We start from the raw sequence: 15,515 nt of genomic DNA on the forward strand, positions 1-15,515 counted from the left end.
TCCAAAAGGAATAAAACCGATGAAAAAATCAGCTCTTTTTAAGTCCTTCTCGCGTTTTTCGTTGCTCAGCTCAGTATTTATTTGTTCGCTCGTTGTATTGCCCACTACTGCCCTGGCAAATAAAGCGGATGATACTCTTGTTTATGCCTCTGACACGGAGCCGGAGAACGTCAGTCCTTACCACAATAACGTGCGGGAAGGGGTTATTCTTTCCCATTTAGCTTGGGATACACTGATTTATCGGAATCCAAAAACGGGTGAATACGAAGGGGATTTGGCAACAAGTTGGAAATGGCAGGACAGTACGCATCTGTTGCTGAATTTACGTAAAGGTGTGACATTCCAGAATGGTGACCCTTTTACCGCTGATGATGTGGTATTTACTTTTGATTATATGAATTCCCCGCAAGCAAAAGCTGTCACCGCCCAAAATATTAGTTGGATAGACCATGTCAAAAAAATCGACGATTACACCGTTGTTTTAGTCCTTAAAAAGCCCTTTCCTGCGGCACTAGAATATTTATCTGGTCCGACGCCTATTTATCCTGAAAAGTATTATAAAAAAGTCGGCTTAAAGGGTTACTCAAAAGCGCCTATCGGTACTGGCCCGTATAAAATTACTGCAATATTAAGCGGTCAAGGTGTCAATTTAGAACGCAATGATCACTACTTTACTGGCGGGCCTATTAAAAAACCTGCTATCAAGTATATTAAATTTAGGGTCATCCCAGATCCTGATGCACGTATTGCACAGCTTTTAACAGGCTCTGTGGACTGGGTATGGCGAGTACCTTCTGACCAAGCAGATAAGATGAAAGGCATGCCAAATATCCAGATAAAAAGTGGTGAAACCATGCGTATCGGTTATTTGGCAATGGATACCACAAGCGACTCATTAAAAGATTCGCCATTTAGGAAAAAATTGGTTCGTGAAGCCGTGAATTATGCCATTGATCGTAAGGCGTTTGCTGACCAACTGGTTCGCGGTGGCAGTCGTCCTTTGTATACGCCTTGTTTTCCTAGTCAATTTGGTTGTGATGTGTCTGCAGCAACAAAATACCCTTATAACCCCGCTAAAGCCAGAGCTTTGCTGGCTGAAGCTGGGTATCCCAATGGCTTTACTACCGATTTTTATGCCTATCGTGAACGAGGTCTAGCCGAAGCCATGCTGGGGTATTTACTTGCTGTTGGCATTAAAGCGAAGTTGCATTTTATGACCTACGCCGCACTGCGTACAGCCCAGCGTGCAGGACATGTTCCCATTGCATTCCAAACCTGGGGATCTTACTCAGTGAATGATATCTCGGCGTCTACCAGTGTGTTTTTTGAAGGTGGTGCGGATGATATTAATAAAGATCCCAAAGTGATCAGCTTGTTAAAAAAAGGTGATACAACGGTTGATCCTGCCATGCGTAAAAAGGACTACAGTGCCGCAATAAAACGTATTACAGACGAAGCTTATTGGGCGCCTATGTTTACCTATTCTAGTAATTATGCGTTTGATCGAGACCTGAATTTCACCCCTTATCCTGATGAATTACCACGCTTTTATGAGTCAACTTGGAAATAAGATGGAGGGCGCTCATTTTACTTTTTGATGGGCGCAACCATTTCATCCAATCACGTCGTTCATGGCAATTCCTGTAATGGCATGGTTTATCTAAGTGATTTGTTATTTATGAGGAGTTTCTATGTTGGTGTTTGTGACTCGTCGTTTGTTGGTTGCTTTGAGTGTTGCTTTGACTGTCTCCATCGTGAGTTTTTTATTGCTGCATTTCTCTGGCGATTTAGCGACGTCTATTGCTGGCCCAGATGCCACGGCTGAGCAGGTAGAAAAAATTCGTGTCGAGTTTGGTTTAGATCAACCGATTGTGGAGCAGTATTTTCACTGGTTGGTTTCTGCTGTGCAGCTGAATTTCGGCCGCTCTTATTACTTCCAAGATTCGGTGATGTCTTTGATTAGTGAGCGTTTGCCGATCACTCTAACATTAGGTGGACTGGCGTTGGGCTTAGCTATTTTGGTGGCTATTCCGCTTGGGGTCATTGCTGCGATTAAACAAAATACTTGGATTGACCGTCTTGCTTTAAGTTTTGCGGTGGTGGGTCAAGCCATGCCCAGCTTTTGGTTCGGTCTGACCTTGATCATTGTGTTTGCGGTGAACTTACACTGGCTGCCCGCTGGTGGGAACTCATCATGGCAACATTTTGTGTTACCTGCGATTTGCCTTGGTTACTACGCCATGCCAGCCATGATGCGTTTGACCCGAACAGGCATGTTAGAAGTATTGAATTCTGATTATATCCGCACCGCACGTTCTAAAGGGTTGAACGAATCGACGGTGGTGTTAAAGCATGCGCTCAGAAATGCGGTCATTCCTGTTGTTGCTTTGGCGGCGGTTGAACTGGGTTTTATGCTTGGTGGTTCGGTGATTGTAGAGTCCGTGTTTTCTTTAAGAGGGTTAGGACAACTGGCCTGGGATTCGATTTCCCGCAATGACTACCCTGTTGTGCAAGCGGTTGTTTTGATCATTGCGGTGTTTTATATCGCGTTAACTTTTTTTGCAGATGTGCTCAACGCTTTGCTTGATCCACGTTTGCGTGTTCGCTAAGGGGGTCTCTATGTCCAACCTGACACTTACTGCCAACTCGTCAATAACATCGTTACCCGCTGTGCCGGAGTGGCGGCGCATTATGAATCGCTTTTTGGGACATCGTGGGCTAATGATTGGTTCCGTCATTCTTGCTGTGATTATTTTGGCGGCGCTCTTTGCCCCTTGGTTAGCTCCCCATGATCCTTATGTGCAAAATGTTTCGCAACGTATGATTCCCCCCATTTGGCATGACAAAGGAACTTGGAACCATATTCTTGGTACCGATAAATTGGGGCGGGACTATCTCAGTCGCCTTTTATATGGCGCTCGTATTTCGTTGACGATAGGGATTTCTGCAGCGGTTATATCTGGTCTGATTGGCACCACACTTGGTGTGTTGGCAGGGTATTTTGGTGGCCGTGTGGACGCGGTAATCAGTTATATCATCACCACTCGTTTGGCGTTACCAGTGGTATTGGTCGCACTGGCGATGGCCTCTTTGGTTGGTGGTTCTTTGCAAACAGTAATTGTCCTTTTAGGGTTGCTTTTATGGGACCGTTTTGCGGTTGTAGCGCGCTCTACGACACAACAATTACGCGATGCGGAGTTTATTGCCTCGGCGAAAGTATTGGGAGCGTCAACCCCTTATATTCTTATTCGTGAGCTGCTACCGAATATTCTCAGTGCCTTAATTGTGGTGATGACCTTAGAAATGGCCCATGCCATTTTATTAGAAGCGGCCTTGTCATTCTTAGGCATTGGCGTGCAACCGCCTTCGCCCTCTTGGGGACTGATGGTGGCAGAAGGCAAATCCTATATGTTTTTCCAGCCTTGGGTGATTGCCATTCCTGGTGTGGCCTTGATGGTGTTGGTATTGGCGATCAATCTCGTGGGGGATGGCTTGCGGGATATGAATGCACCGGAAGGCCGTAGCTAAGAGACGAGGAGTCAATCATGAAACGAATACTAGAGGTTAAAAATCTGCAAGTAGATTTACCAACGGCAAACGGCACATTACGGGCGGTGCGTGGTATTGATCTACATGTCAATCAAGGTGAAATGCTGTGTATTGTCGGGGAATCTGGCTGTGGTAAATCCATGACATCGATGGCGTTGATGGGATTGTTGCCCAAGCGCGCCGCGATCACGGCAGAAGCAATGGAATTCGATGGTATGGACTTGTTGTCTTTGTCGAAAAAAGAGCGCAACCAAGTACGTGGTATGCGGATGTCGATGATTTTTCAAGAGCCGATGACGTCTTTAAACCCTTCTTACACCTTAGGCAATCAATTGTGCGAAGGCATCATCAAGCACAAGGGGTTGAGTAGAGAGAAAGCAAAAGAGAGGGCGGTTTATTTACTGGAGAGGGCAGGTGTGCCTTATCCAGAAAAGCGATTGAACCAATACCCACATCAGCTATCTGGAGGCCTACGTCAGCGGGTGATGATTGCTATGGCACTGATGTGCGAGCCCGATTTGATCATTGCCGACGAGCCAACCACGGCGCTAGACGTGACGATTCAAGCGCAAATATTACGTTTGATTCGTGAGCTTCAACAAGAGTTTGGAACAGCGGTTATCTTTATTACTCATGATCTGGGAGTGGTTGCACGCATTGCAGATCGTGTGGCGGTGATGTACGCCGGACAAGTGGTGGAAACGGCCAGCGCTGAAGCGTTGTTTGCTAATCCATTACACCCTTACACACAGGGATTACTAAATTGCATTCCTATTCCAGGGAAAACTAAACCGGGCAGTCATTTGGCCTCGATCCCTGGGGTGGTACCGAGTTTGATAGGGGAGCTTAAAGGCTGTGCTTTTGAGAATCGTTGTTCTGTATCAACCAGTGAGTGCCGGCGTCGAACCCCTAATTTAGCCATTAAGCCGAGTTCAGCAGACCATCAGGTGCGTTGTCCTGAGGTTAGCTTGTCATTTCAGGAGGCTGTGTGATGCCAGATTATGCATTGGAATTGTCGAATCTGTCGCGCCATTTTTATCTGAAAAATGGCGCTTTTAAAGAACCAACCTTGCTCAAGGCGGTGGATGGTATTTCGCTACGTATTCGCCCCGGTGAAACGCTAGGATTGGTAGGAGAATCTGGCTGCGGCAAAAGCACCTTGGCAAAAATGATTCTAGGATTATTGGAACCAACCGATGGTGATGTATTGGTGAATGATAAGGTCAGAGGGGCAAGTTCTCGCCTCGCCATGGCGCGTCAGCTACAACCTATTTTTCAAGACCCTTATTCGTCACTGAATCCCCGTAAAACCATTGAAAAAATCATACGTCTACCGTTACAGCTCCATAAAGTGGGTGACAGTAATAGTCAGAGAAAAGCTGTAAAAGAGATCAGCGACCTGGTTGGGTTGCCAGAACGTTTACTAAAGCAATATCCAGGTCAGTTATCTGGCGGACAGCGACAACGGGTTGCCATCGCGCGTGCACTCATTTTAAGACCCAGTATTTTAGTTTGCGATGAACCAACCTCGGCGCTGGATGTCTCGGTACAGGCGCAAATCCTTAACTTGTTGATGGATTTGAAAAAAGAATTGAATTTAACCTATTTATTTATCAGTCATAACTTGGGAGTCGTGGAACATTTAGTCGATCGAGTCGCTGTTATGTACCGTGGGAAGCTGGTTGAACAAGGCACTCGAGAGGAAATATTTCATCATGCCAAACATCCTTATACTCAAGCCTTGCTGTCTTCTGTATTAACCCCTGATCCCGCTTTAGGCGTCCCCGAGGTGTTGGACTCCAGTTCATGGGATAAAGCCTCATAATTTTTATTGCTATGGTCATTTTTGAGTCCGCTTTATTGCGTGCTTTTGAGTTGCGCTTTTAGTGTTTTTATTTTACCCAAGGAGAGAGCATGAGCCGTCAATCCACTATTCAAGGAGCGGAATCTTATTTTGATTCAGGAGCGTTTTTCACGGCGTTAGAACAACGTGTTAGTGTGCACAGTGAAAGCCAAAATCCGGACGCTTTTGATCAGTTACATGTCTATTTACAAGATATGATTATGCCCGAATTGGCCTCGCTGGGTTTTCAATCTCGTATTGTTGCCAACCCCGTTACCGACGCAAAACAACCCGGTTCCTGGCCTTTTCTCATTGCTGAGCGAATAGAGGATCCAGACCAACTGACGTTACTGACTTATGGTCATGGGGACGTCGTACGTGGTTACGATGATCAATGGAAAGCGGGGTTGTCGCCTTGGAAAATGGTTGTAGACGGTGAGCGTTGGTATGGACGTGGAACGGCGGACAATAAAGGCCAACACACCATTAACTTTGCGGCTTTAAAACAGGTAATAGAGGCGAAAAAAGGCAAGCTGGGCTTTAACGTCAAAGTCATTTTTGAAATGGGGGAAGAGGCCGGTTCTCCGGGCTTGGCGGAATTGTGTGACATCCACAAAGAAACCCTTGCTGCGGATTTATTTATTGCCTCCGATGGTCCGAGACTAAGCGCGGATCACCCGACCATTTTTCTTGGTTCTCGAGGCGGGTTTAATTTTGATTTGCAAGTGACGTTGCGCGATGGGGCGCATCATTCCGGCAATTGGGGGGGATTATTGAGTAACGCGGGGACGCGTTTGGCCCATGCTTGGGCGTCCATGGTGGATGCCAAAGGTAAAATTTTGGTTAAAGGTTTGTTACCGGCCCGTTTACCCGAATCGGTGCGCCAAGCACTCAAAGATATTCCTGTGGGTGAGGGCGCGAACAGCCCGGTGATTGATACAAATTGGGGAGAGCCCGATTTAACGCCAGCCGAGCGCGTGTTTGCTTGGAATACGTTGGAAATGTTGGCGTGCAAAACGGGTAATCCTGATATGCCTGTGAATGCCATTCCAGGTTACGCCAGTGCCCATTGTCAGCTGCGTTTTGTGGTAGAGAGCGACAGTAAAAACTTTCTAAAGCACATCCGTGAGCATCTTGATCATCACGGTTTTTCGGATGTGGAAGTTATTGCCAGCAAGGACATTATGGAAGCCACACGCCTTGACCCTGAAGATCCTTGGGTGGATTGGGCGTTGGGGTCGCTGGCTCAGACGACGGGTAAGAAGCCAGTGTTATTACCTAACTTAGGCGGTTCATTACCAAACGATGTCTTTGCCAATATTCTTAACTTACCAACCGTTTGGGTGCCTCATTCCTACCCCGCCTGTAGTCAACACGCGCCGAATGAACATGTGCTGGCGCCAGTGTGTCGTGAAGCCTTACAGATTATGACCGGGCTGTTTTGGGATTTATCCGAGCAAGGTGCATCGATTTATGCAAAACGTTAAGGAGAACAAAATGATCACAGATAAGGCGCTGCTACCTTATGCGGACCTCTTGTGTGAATGGCTAGCCACACAAGAAGAGAAAATGATTCACTGTTTGCAAGCATTGGTAGAGATCGATTCGAACAGCTATGACAAAGAGGGGGTTGATGCGGCAGGCCGTTTGATCGCTTCTTGGTTGGAAGCGGACGGTATTGAATGTCGTTGGCATACATCGGTGAACTCTGGGGATGTGTTAGAAGCGCGTATTGACTCAGGTTGCGATAAGAACGATCCGTTACCCGCTATTTATCTTATGGGTCACCGAGATACGGTTTTTCCAAAAGGTACCGTTGCTACGCGAGGCTTTAGTCGAGAGGGGATGACCGCGTTTGGTCCTGGGGTGGCCGATATGAAATCCGGTTTGGTGCTGAACTGCTTTGTCTTAAAAGGGTTGCAGTATTTATTGACCCACTCCGATATTGGCGAGCTGCCTTGCCCTGTCATCGGTTTGTTTACGGGAGATGAAGAGATTGGCTCGCCAGAAGGTCACCATGTGATTCAGCGGATGGTGAAGGGAGCGAAAGCGGTGTTCAATGCCGAACCTGGTCGAATCAGCGGTAATGTGGTATCCGCCCGAAAAGGCGGTGCGAGCTTTGACATCTTAGTCAAAGGCAAAGCCGCGCATTCTGGTGTTAACCATGCCGATGGTGCCAGTGCCATTGCCGGCTTGGCTTTGATTATCACCGATCTTCATGGGCTGACGGATTATGACAGTGGCGTGACGACAAACGTAGGGTTAATCAGCGGTGGGATCTCCTCTAACACCGTTGCACCCGAGGCAAGTGCGCGCCTAGATCTACGCTACATAACCAAAGAGCAGATGACAGAAGCCATAGCGGCGATTCAAGAGATTGTCGATAGACCTAGACTCCAAGGGGTGACCGCATCCATGCACTTGTTAGCCGCATTTCATCCGTTTGAAGCAAGGATGAGTGAGGCGCTATTAGCACATTATCAACAACAAGCAGAAACCTTAGGGTTTTCTGTTGAAGGGGAGTTTACTGGTGGGTGTTCTGATGCTGGATTTACTTCCTCAATGGGGGTTCCGACCTTATGTGGAACGGGCCCAGTGGGGGCCAAAATGCATACGGATGGAGAGCTGTGTTTATTAGACACATTTGTGCCTAGGGCTCAAGCGGTGGCGAAAAGTGTGTTGCTTTTACCCTAATGAATCACAGGCTGCTATAGGAGAGACATAATGCTGCATTCAATTGAAACCAAGTTGGCCCCATCGGAATCAGAGATCTGTTCCCAAGCGATAAAATCTGGCAGCTGGGTGTTCTTATCAGGACAAATTCCATTGCTGGTTGAATCCAATACCTTACTAGACGGTTCGATCGCAGAACAAACCACTCAGGTCTTTCGTAACTTAGAGAACATTGCAAAGGCATCTGGTGGCTCGCTTAGCGATGTGGTGAAGCTCACCATTTACCTAAAAAACATGGCAAATTTAGCGGAATTTAACCGTGAGATGGTAAAGCACTTTCAAGATCCATTGCCTGCCAGAGCGGTGATTTCGGTAGCTGCTTTACCTATGAATGCCGAACTAGAAGTCGAGGCGATTATGATGATTGCGGATCCTGCTTGGGCTCTTGCTGTGACTTAATAGGTTAGCGCTTTAATCGCGTGTTTTGGAATGCCGTTAACGCATAAATAGGATGCGTTAACGGCATTTTTTTGTTCCGTCTATAGGAGGAAAAGTGGCTCAATGAGCCGTTTTTTAGGGGTGAGTTTTTAATGAAAGAATATTTCTATATTATATGTTTTTATGAATTTATATCTCATTATTTCGATTTTTTAATGTTTTTAAGGTCAATAAAAATCAAAATTAGAAAGCACATTTCATCTTGGTTTCGGTAGTCTGGTTACAGCTTCACTCACTAAGGAATGACTATTATGAACTTACAAAAATTTGAACGTTACCCGCTGACATTTGGCCCCACGCCTATCGAAAAGCTAAGCCGCCTTTCTGAGCATCTCGGTAATATTGAGGTCTATGCTAAGCGCGAAGACTGTAATTCTGGTCTTGCCCTCGGAGGCAATAAACTGCGTAAATTGGAATACATCGTACCTGATGCAATAGCCTCGGGTGCGGATACACTAGTAAGTATTGGTGGTGTGCAATCGAATCATACTCGCTTGGTCACGGCGACAGCCGCCAAGATTGGTATGAAATGTCGTTTGGTCCAAGAAAGCTGGGTACCATTTGAAGATGCTGTGTATGACCGCGTTGGTAACATCTTGATGAGCCGTGTCATGGGGGCTGAGATTGACCTAGTGGATGAAGGTTTTGATATTGGTATTCGTGAGAGTTGGAAAAATGCCATTGAAGACGTGAAAGCCAAAGGCGGTGTTCCTTATCCTATTCCTGCCGGAGCGTCCGTTCATAAATACGGTGGCTTGGGTTATGTCGGTTTTGCTGAAGAGGTGCGTGAGCAAGAAAAAGAGCTTGGCTTTAAATTCGACTACATTGTGGTTTGTACGGTAACCGGGTCGACTCATGCGGGGATGGCGGTAGGTTTTGCCGAAGATGGTCGTTCACAAAAGGTGATTGGCATCGATGCATCAGGAACGCCCGCTCAAACTCGAGATCAGGTATTAACCATTGCTCAGCAAACAGCAGAGTTGGTGGAATTGGGCCGCGAAATAACAGCTGAAGACATCGTTATTAAAGAAGATTATGCCTACCCTGCTTATGGTGTACCATCCAATGAAACCAACGAGGCGATTCGTTTGGTTGCACGTTTAGAAGGCATGATGACGGACCCTGTTTACGAGGGTAAGTCTATGCAAGGTTTGATCGATTTGGCGCAAAAAGGCTTCTTCCCCGAGGGCTCAAAGGTGCTTTATGCGCATTTAGGCGGTGTGCCTGCCATCAATGGTTATAGTTATATTTATCGTAATGGTTAATTTCACGATTTCGTGAAAATACCTGGATTCCATTAATGGGATTTTGTTTATTGATAATAAAGGCATCCATGAGGTGCCTTTTTTGTGTCATTGTTGTTGGCAAGGACAAGCCTAGAAATCCAAGGGGGCATTGTCCTTGACTTCTTTCATCACAAAAAACGTACGCAACTGGCGCACGTTTGGTAAAGCGAGTAATTGCTCGCTGTGCAGTTTATTGAAATCGGCAATGTCTTTTACGCGAACTTTTAGAAAGTAATCAAAATCCCCTGCCACAAGATGGCAGTCTAAAACAAAGGAAAGTGTCGCGACGGCGAGTTCGAAGGTAGCAAAACTTTCTTGAGTCGAGCGATCTAATACCACACCAACTAAGACTAATGCACCGCGTTCGACTTTTTCCGGTTCAATCAAAGCCCTGACTTCGCTGATATAGCCGTCTTTAAAAAGCTGATGGGTACGCCGATGGCAGGTTGCAGTACTCACATTCACTTTTTCTGCTAAATCAGCGTTACTTAGGCGGCCATCTTGTTGCAGTAAGCGCAGAATCTTTTTATCAATTTTATCCATTTAACGGTTCCGTTTTATGGGCCATGCGAATAACGGTCATTATAAACAAAAAATGCCCCTTACTGTGTTTTAGTAAGAGGCAAGGGAGCTAAAGGTGTTGAGCTTAGTCCGGTGAGAGAGGGCATGGTGGCTCATGCTTCAGAGTACCTTTGGTCAAGTTCCCAAAGCAATGCCATTGGAAAAGAGATTGCTCTGATTACACCACACAGTGAATACCTTAATCTTGGATAAGGATAAAGAAGACACACACTAGGCTCGAGTATTGGATGATGATCGTTTTAAAGCTGAAATCGAGGATAAAACAGGCAGGAGAGCGAATCCTTTAGGGCTAGGAGGAGACAGGAAATCCAAGGCATTTCAAGATAAGAAGAATCAATGATACTGACCCTATTGATTCCAAGTGATTATGGGTGCTTTTGATTAGCCTAGTACAGGCTTTTACTAGCGCACATGTTATTCCCTAGCCAGCAGTACCGTTTTGTGTGTAAACAAACGCTTCACGGTATCCAGCTTCATTGGCAACTGAATATACTGCCCGGCTTGCCATAACTCGACTTGATCCGCAAAGTTGTCACTGCCGATCCAACCATCTTGACCGCCTATCATTACAAAGTAATTACTGTCTTCATCGCTCATATCACTGATATGACGAATACAAGAACCAAAACTGACTTTGTGTTTTTTACTGACTAATGGGTGTCCAGTTTTATTTACCGTGTTAGCTCCACCACTTGCTGGCACATCCGCGAAGCGATAACGACGGCCAATAAAGGGCAGATGTGCAAACATATGGTCAAATCGTAAACGGTGAATATCTCCCCAGTTCGAATGATGAGTAAGTTGTTTACTTAGCTTTTTAAGGCCTTTAATGACAGCATTCGCTAATTGCTCAGTTGCCACCTCTTGAAGGTCATCCAGCAAACGAGAATAGGCCATCCAAATCGTCTGATAATGTTTTGCTGTTTTCATTAGTTGCAATTGCTTAACGACTTTACAAAGCAAAAGTTCAAATGCCAAGGGTTCAACACGCTCCGCCTGATAGCCGCCATCCCACTCTTGTAATAAGAAAATCATACTTTGTAAGTTAGCGGGGTATTGCTTGTCTTTAATGCTGCGCAAAAACAACTGACACAATGGCAATGCACTGGGCATGAGCACATCGAGCTGACTGTTGCGAAAGTCGGCAAAAGTCAGTTTACGATCTTGTTGATAAAGCGCGGTTAACCTTTCACTGCGATCAAATGGGGAAAAGAAGTAGCCCACAGGGAAATCACTGTTTTCAGGTCGTTGATTGGCTGATACCACAAAGCCTTGTTCGGTATCTACTCTGACCGGCATTTCTTTGGTGTTCGCCATATCTTGCCAATTTTCGGCCGCACTGCTGGGTAAAATGACATCATCTGGTGCCTGATTGGGACGTTTTGGCAAATGCCCCGCCAAACAATGCCCCGCACGCTGACCGTCACCACCAACGGCGATCATATTCAAGCCAGCTACACCAAAAGGCGTCAATGCATCGTGAAACTCTTCCCAACTTTTCGCGCTGGCGATAGTCAATAAAGCGCCTATTTCATTGCTCGCCTTGTGTCCTTGCCAACGCATTGATACAGCTTGATCACTGCGCATCAATTTGCCATCCGAAACCATGGGGCCAAGCGCTGTTCGACGTAGTTTGATTTGTCGAGGTCGGCTCCAGCGAGGCTGAATGGTTTGCCATTCTTCTTCGATTTGTTCATCTGAAAAATCGGACACATCGAACAAGTCACTGCTTTGCGCATGCAGGTTAGTGGCTCCCCAAGCAATATGCTGGTTTCTTCCCAATAGAAAGAATGGAATCCCCGGCATCATAGCTCCAACCAAATGCATGCCTGGGGCTTTGGCACCTATGAATAGGCAAGGGCTGGGAGCGGCTATGGGCAAATGTGGGTCGCTGACAATGGCGGCATAGCCACTTTCGGTGCGTTGGCCGGAAATGCCTGAGGAGTTACTGCCACTGCGAGTTTGTAGTGCCAATACATGTTCTGCACTAAATCGACCTTGTGCGGCATAGGCACTTGGACTGTCGGCGTTTACCAGAGTGGGCCACAATGCTTGCCAATCTTTTCTGGGCATACTTCTTCGAGCTTTCAGTAATTTTAACCACACTAACCAGCTGATGTCGGCAGAGTTGATGCGTGCAAAGGTCATCAAATCTTCCATCGTCCATGGCTTTGGTTGAATTCCCAGCACTTTGCATTCGTGTGGCAGCTCAGGACAATGAAGAATGGCTGTGTTCAAGCCGGTTAAAAAGTTTTCTGTCCACTCACGAGTTTCTGCATCCATCGTGGCTATCATCTCAGGCACGGCCTTAGCGATATCCAATAAACGTAGAGAACGATCAATTTCAGCACCCAGTGGACCAATCAATTCAGAAATTCGTCCCGTTCCCAAGTAGCGCATGATTTCAATTTGTGCCAATCGAAGATGGCCGTGAATTAAGCCTAACGTTTGCGCCAGATCGTTTTTTGATTGCGCATCCACAAAAGGAACCTGATGATCATTCCAATATATGTCAACGGAAGACCCCAGTGTTAGCTTATCCGTTGGCAACATAGCCAGACGTTGCTGTAGTGTTTTAGGGGTGGGTTTGGTGATAAAAGCTTTACCAATTACCCCTAGGCCAACCAATACTCCCCAGCATTTATCGAAAAATCCAAACTCTTTGTATTGCGTCATGCAATGCCTCCTTGCTAAAACTTGATCAATGGGGTTAGTGTCATTGTTTTTTTTATCTAATTAAACGATAACCTTTTCACATTCTTACTCTAAAACATTGAATGGATTGTTAATGGCTCGTTTACCCCGTCTCTACCTCCCAGATTGTGCTCATTATATTATCCAGCGTGGAGATAACCGTGAAGTGTGTTTTTACGATGACACTGATTATAAGGCGCATCTCTCTTTTCCACTTTGTCTACCAAATCAGTGCTGCTTAGACGGCCATCTGTTGCAGTAAGCGCAGAATCTTTTTATTAATTTTATCCATTTAACGGTTCCGTTTTATGGGCCATGCGAATAACGGTCATTATAAACAAAAAATGCCCCTTACTGTGTTTTAGTAAGAGGCATGGGAGCTAAAGGCTAACAATAGTGCTTTTTAGAATCGTCTATTTTAGATACGGAAACGATCTACTAAACCGCTGAGTTTACTAACATCTGCAATCAGACGTTTTTTAATGTCCACGGCTTTTTGAGTGTGTTCCACATTCGACGCCGCTGTTGCCGTCACGTCTCCGATTTGCTCGGAAATATCCCCAGCGTGTTGATTTTGTTCTTGAATGGATTGTGATATTTGTTGGTTGGTTTGGCTAAGTGTATTGATCGAGCCCATGATGGTGTTGAACATCTCGATGGTTTCTTGCGCTTGTGCTGCAACGCCTTCCGTGAGTTTTTGTGATGAGCGCATAACTTGCGCAGCATCTGCTGAGCCTTTTTGGATGCGCTCGACGACGGTTTCTATTTCAAGAGTGGATTCATGGGTACGATTTGCAAGACTGCGCACTTCGTCTGCAACGACAGCAAAGCCGCGACCCGTTTCCCCAGCTCGAGCGGCCTCAATAGCGGCGTTTAGTGCTAATAAGTTAGTTTGCTCTGCGATTTCTCGGATAACATTCAAGACATTGCCAATATTTTGTCCGTCATTTTCGAGGGTGGAGACAACGGAAGAGGCCTTTTCCATTTCATCGACAACCGCATGGAGGGATTGCAATGTCTGGGAAAGGTTGGTTTGTCCTTTAGTTGAATTGCTCGTCGCTTCGACGGCCATTTCGCCACATTTGTTGGCATCGGCAGAGACTTCACCTAACGCCTGTGACATGGTGTTTACGGCATTGGATATTTCATTTGTGCCTTGCTGTTGGTGTTTCGATAGGCGGTCTACTTGCTGTAAGGCGTTATCAATTTGCTCCGCAAAGTGTTGTGTTGAGGAGACGGTGGAGGACACTTGTTTAATAATGGAATGAACAAGGTCGATAAAGCCATTTAGATGTTTTGCTACTTCGGCTATTTCATCTTTGCCTGAACTGTTGAGACGCGTCGTTAGATTACCATCGGCGCTATTCAGGTCTTCTAAAACGGTTATCATTTGGCGCAAAGGTCGAATAATCAGGCGGTTTGCTGCCAGTGCAATGATAGCAGAAAGGATTAACATTATGGCCAAACTGATGTAGTTATTCAGTTCAACACCATGAATAACAGCATCTAAGCCAGCAGCACGTTTCTCAACTTGACTGTCTCCGGCTTCTTCCAATTTTCCAATAAAGTCGAGTAATGTTGTTACGTGCTGATCAAATTTTGTGAGTGTTTTTGAGATGACGTCTTTATCACCTGACAAAATTTGCGCTTTTAGGCCTTCTAGTGTGGCTAAATAGTCATCTAGGGTTTGTAGATCGTTAGGATCCATTAAACCGGACGCTTTCATTCTATCAAGGGCTTCTAAAGTGAACTTGTTGGTTTCAGAAACTTTGTTTTTGGTTTCTTCGAGAGAGACTTCACCGGACATAAATGTATCAAGCGCAATGATTTGTGCTTGTATTCCAATTGTCCCTTCCATTGCCCCGTCAGCAGCATTCCAAGCATTCCCTGTGATGTACTTTATTTCTTTATTCAGTTTGTTAATCGATAAAAGAGCAATGACTGAACTACTTAAAACAATGATCACGAACAAGAGTATACCAAAATAAACTTTTAGCTTTATCGACATTTCCTTCTCCCGAAATTCACTTGACACTACATAATAGTAGTAAACGGTAGGTATAGAGATCTTATTTATGTTTTAAAATAGTAATGAAGTGTAAGGCCATCAAAGCTTGTGATTGCTTATTGGTAGGACTTAGTGATGCTAGGCGTTGACATAGATGCATATGCTATAGATGTGCCTAGCCCCTTAAGCGAGCATTCGTTAACTTCCTATTGGCGTTATACAGTGATGGCCGTGATTATTGGATGGACCTATGAATAAGCTAGGTCCTGAAATTACCTAGGATAGCACTGTATTTTGTCGCGTCTCATTGTAAGGAAAACAGGAGAGAACCTGATTGCTAAAACAGCTTGGTGGAGAGGGCATTAAGAACTTGATGTAAAGA

General features: G+C 45.6%; 12 protein-coding genes. 9 read left to right on the forward strand and 3 right to left on the reverse strand.

The annotated features are described in order from the left end of the window. Nucleotides 1-19: 19 nt before the first annotated feature. The 9 genes from JHD45_RS17785 to JHD45_RS17825 all read left to right on the forward strand — a co-directional run bounded on the left by JHD45_RS17785 (nucleotide 20) and on the right by JHD45_RS17825 (nucleotide 9,828). A complete protein-coding gene (locus JHD45_RS17785; RefSeq protein WP_199477846.1) occupies nucleotides 20-1,570 on the forward strand; it encodes an ABC transporter substrate-binding protein in 1,551 nt (516 codons plus the stop codon). A gap of 121 nt (nucleotides 1,571-1,691) precedes the next feature. Next, nucleotides 1,692-2,609, forward strand: coding sequence for an ABC transporter permease (locus JHD45_RS17790; RefSeq protein WP_199477847.1), 918 nt, complete (start codon nucleotides 1,692-1,694; stop codon nucleotides 2,607-2,609). A gap of 10 nt (nucleotides 2,610-2,619) precedes the next feature. Beyond that, nucleotides 2,620-3,528 (forward strand): ABC transporter permease, encoded by a 909-nt coding sequence (locus tag JHD45_RS17795; RefSeq protein ID WP_199477848.1) that lies wholly within the window; start codon nucleotides 2,620-2,622, stop codon nucleotides 3,526-3,528. A gap of 17 nt (nucleotides 3,529-3,545) precedes the next feature. Then, nucleotides 3,546-4,541, forward strand: coding sequence for an ABC transporter ATP-binding protein (locus tag JHD45_RS17800; RefSeq protein ID WP_199477849.1), 996 nt, complete (start codon nucleotides 3,546-3,548; stop codon nucleotides 4,539-4,541). Next, nucleotides 4,541-5,374 carry an ATP-binding cassette domain-containing protein gene (locus JHD45_RS17805; RefSeq protein ID WP_199477850.1) on the forward strand — a complete coding sequence of 278 codons (834 nt, stop codon included), beginning with the start codon at nucleotides 4,541-4,543 and terminating at the stop codon, nucleotides 5,372-5,374. The genes JHD45_RS17800 and JHD45_RS17805 overlap by 1 nt, the downstream gene beginning before the upstream one ends. Nucleotides 5,375-5,463: 89 nt before the next feature. After that, the gene (locus JHD45_RS17810; protein WP_199477851.1) at nucleotides 5,464-6,879 is read left to right on the forward strand and encodes a M20 family metallopeptidase; all 1,416 of its coding nucleotides are present in this window, start codon (nucleotides 5,464-5,466) and stop codon (nucleotides 6,877-6,879) included. A gap of 10 nt (nucleotides 6,880-6,889) precedes the next feature. Further along, nucleotides 6,890-8,086, forward strand: a complete 1,197-nt coding sequence (locus tag JHD45_RS17815; RefSeq protein WP_233407912.1) for a M20 family metallopeptidase — start codon at nucleotides 6,890-6,892, stop codon at nucleotides 8,084-8,086. 30 nt (nucleotides 8,087-8,116) lie between these two features. Next, nucleotides 8,117-8,524 carry a Rid family detoxifying hydrolase gene (locus tag JHD45_RS17820; RefSeq protein ID WP_199477853.1) on the forward strand — a complete coding sequence of 136 codons (408 nt, stop codon included), beginning with the start codon at nucleotides 8,117-8,119 and terminating at the stop codon, nucleotides 8,522-8,524. A gap of 290 nt (nucleotides 8,525-8,814) precedes the next feature. Beyond that, nucleotides 8,815-9,828 (forward strand): 1-aminocyclopropane-1-carboxylate deaminase, encoded by a 1,014-nt coding sequence (locus JHD45_RS17825; protein ID WP_067019827.1) that lies wholly within the window; start codon nucleotides 8,815-8,817, stop codon nucleotides 9,826-9,828. 111 nt (nucleotides 9,829-9,939) lie between these two features. On the opposite strand, the gene JHD45_RS17830 is transcribed toward JHD45_RS17825, so the two are convergent. The 3 genes from JHD45_RS17830 to JHD45_RS17840 form a co-directional block, all read right to left on the reverse strand. Continuing rightward, the gene (locus JHD45_RS17830; RefSeq protein WP_199477854.1) at nucleotides 9,940-10,392 is read right to left on the reverse strand and encodes an Lrp/AsnC family transcriptional regulator; all 453 of its coding nucleotides are present in this window, start codon (nucleotides 10,390-10,392) and stop codon (nucleotides 9,940-9,942) included. A 453-nt stretch (nucleotides 10,393-10,845) separates the two neighbouring features. Beyond that, nucleotides 10,846-13,107, reverse strand: coding sequence for a penicillin acylase family protein (locus tag JHD45_RS17835; RefSeq protein WP_199477855.1), 2,262 nt, complete (start codon nucleotides 13,105-13,107; stop codon nucleotides 10,846-10,848). Nucleotides 13,108-13,543: 436 nt separating this feature from the next. After that, nucleotides 13,544-15,133 (reverse strand): methyl-accepting chemotaxis protein, encoded by a 1,590-nt coding sequence (locus JHD45_RS17840; protein ID WP_199477856.1) that lies wholly within the window; start codon nucleotides 15,131-15,133, stop codon nucleotides 13,544-13,546. Between the last annotated feature and the right edge of the window lie 382 nt (nucleotides 15,134-15,515).

Origin of the sequence: Marinomonas spartinae, assembly GCF_016461715.1 — a bacterium.
GTDB classification, from domain to species: Bacteria; Pseudomonadota; Gammaproteobacteria; order Pseudomonadales; family Marinomonadaceae; genus Marinomonas; species Marinomonas spartinae_A.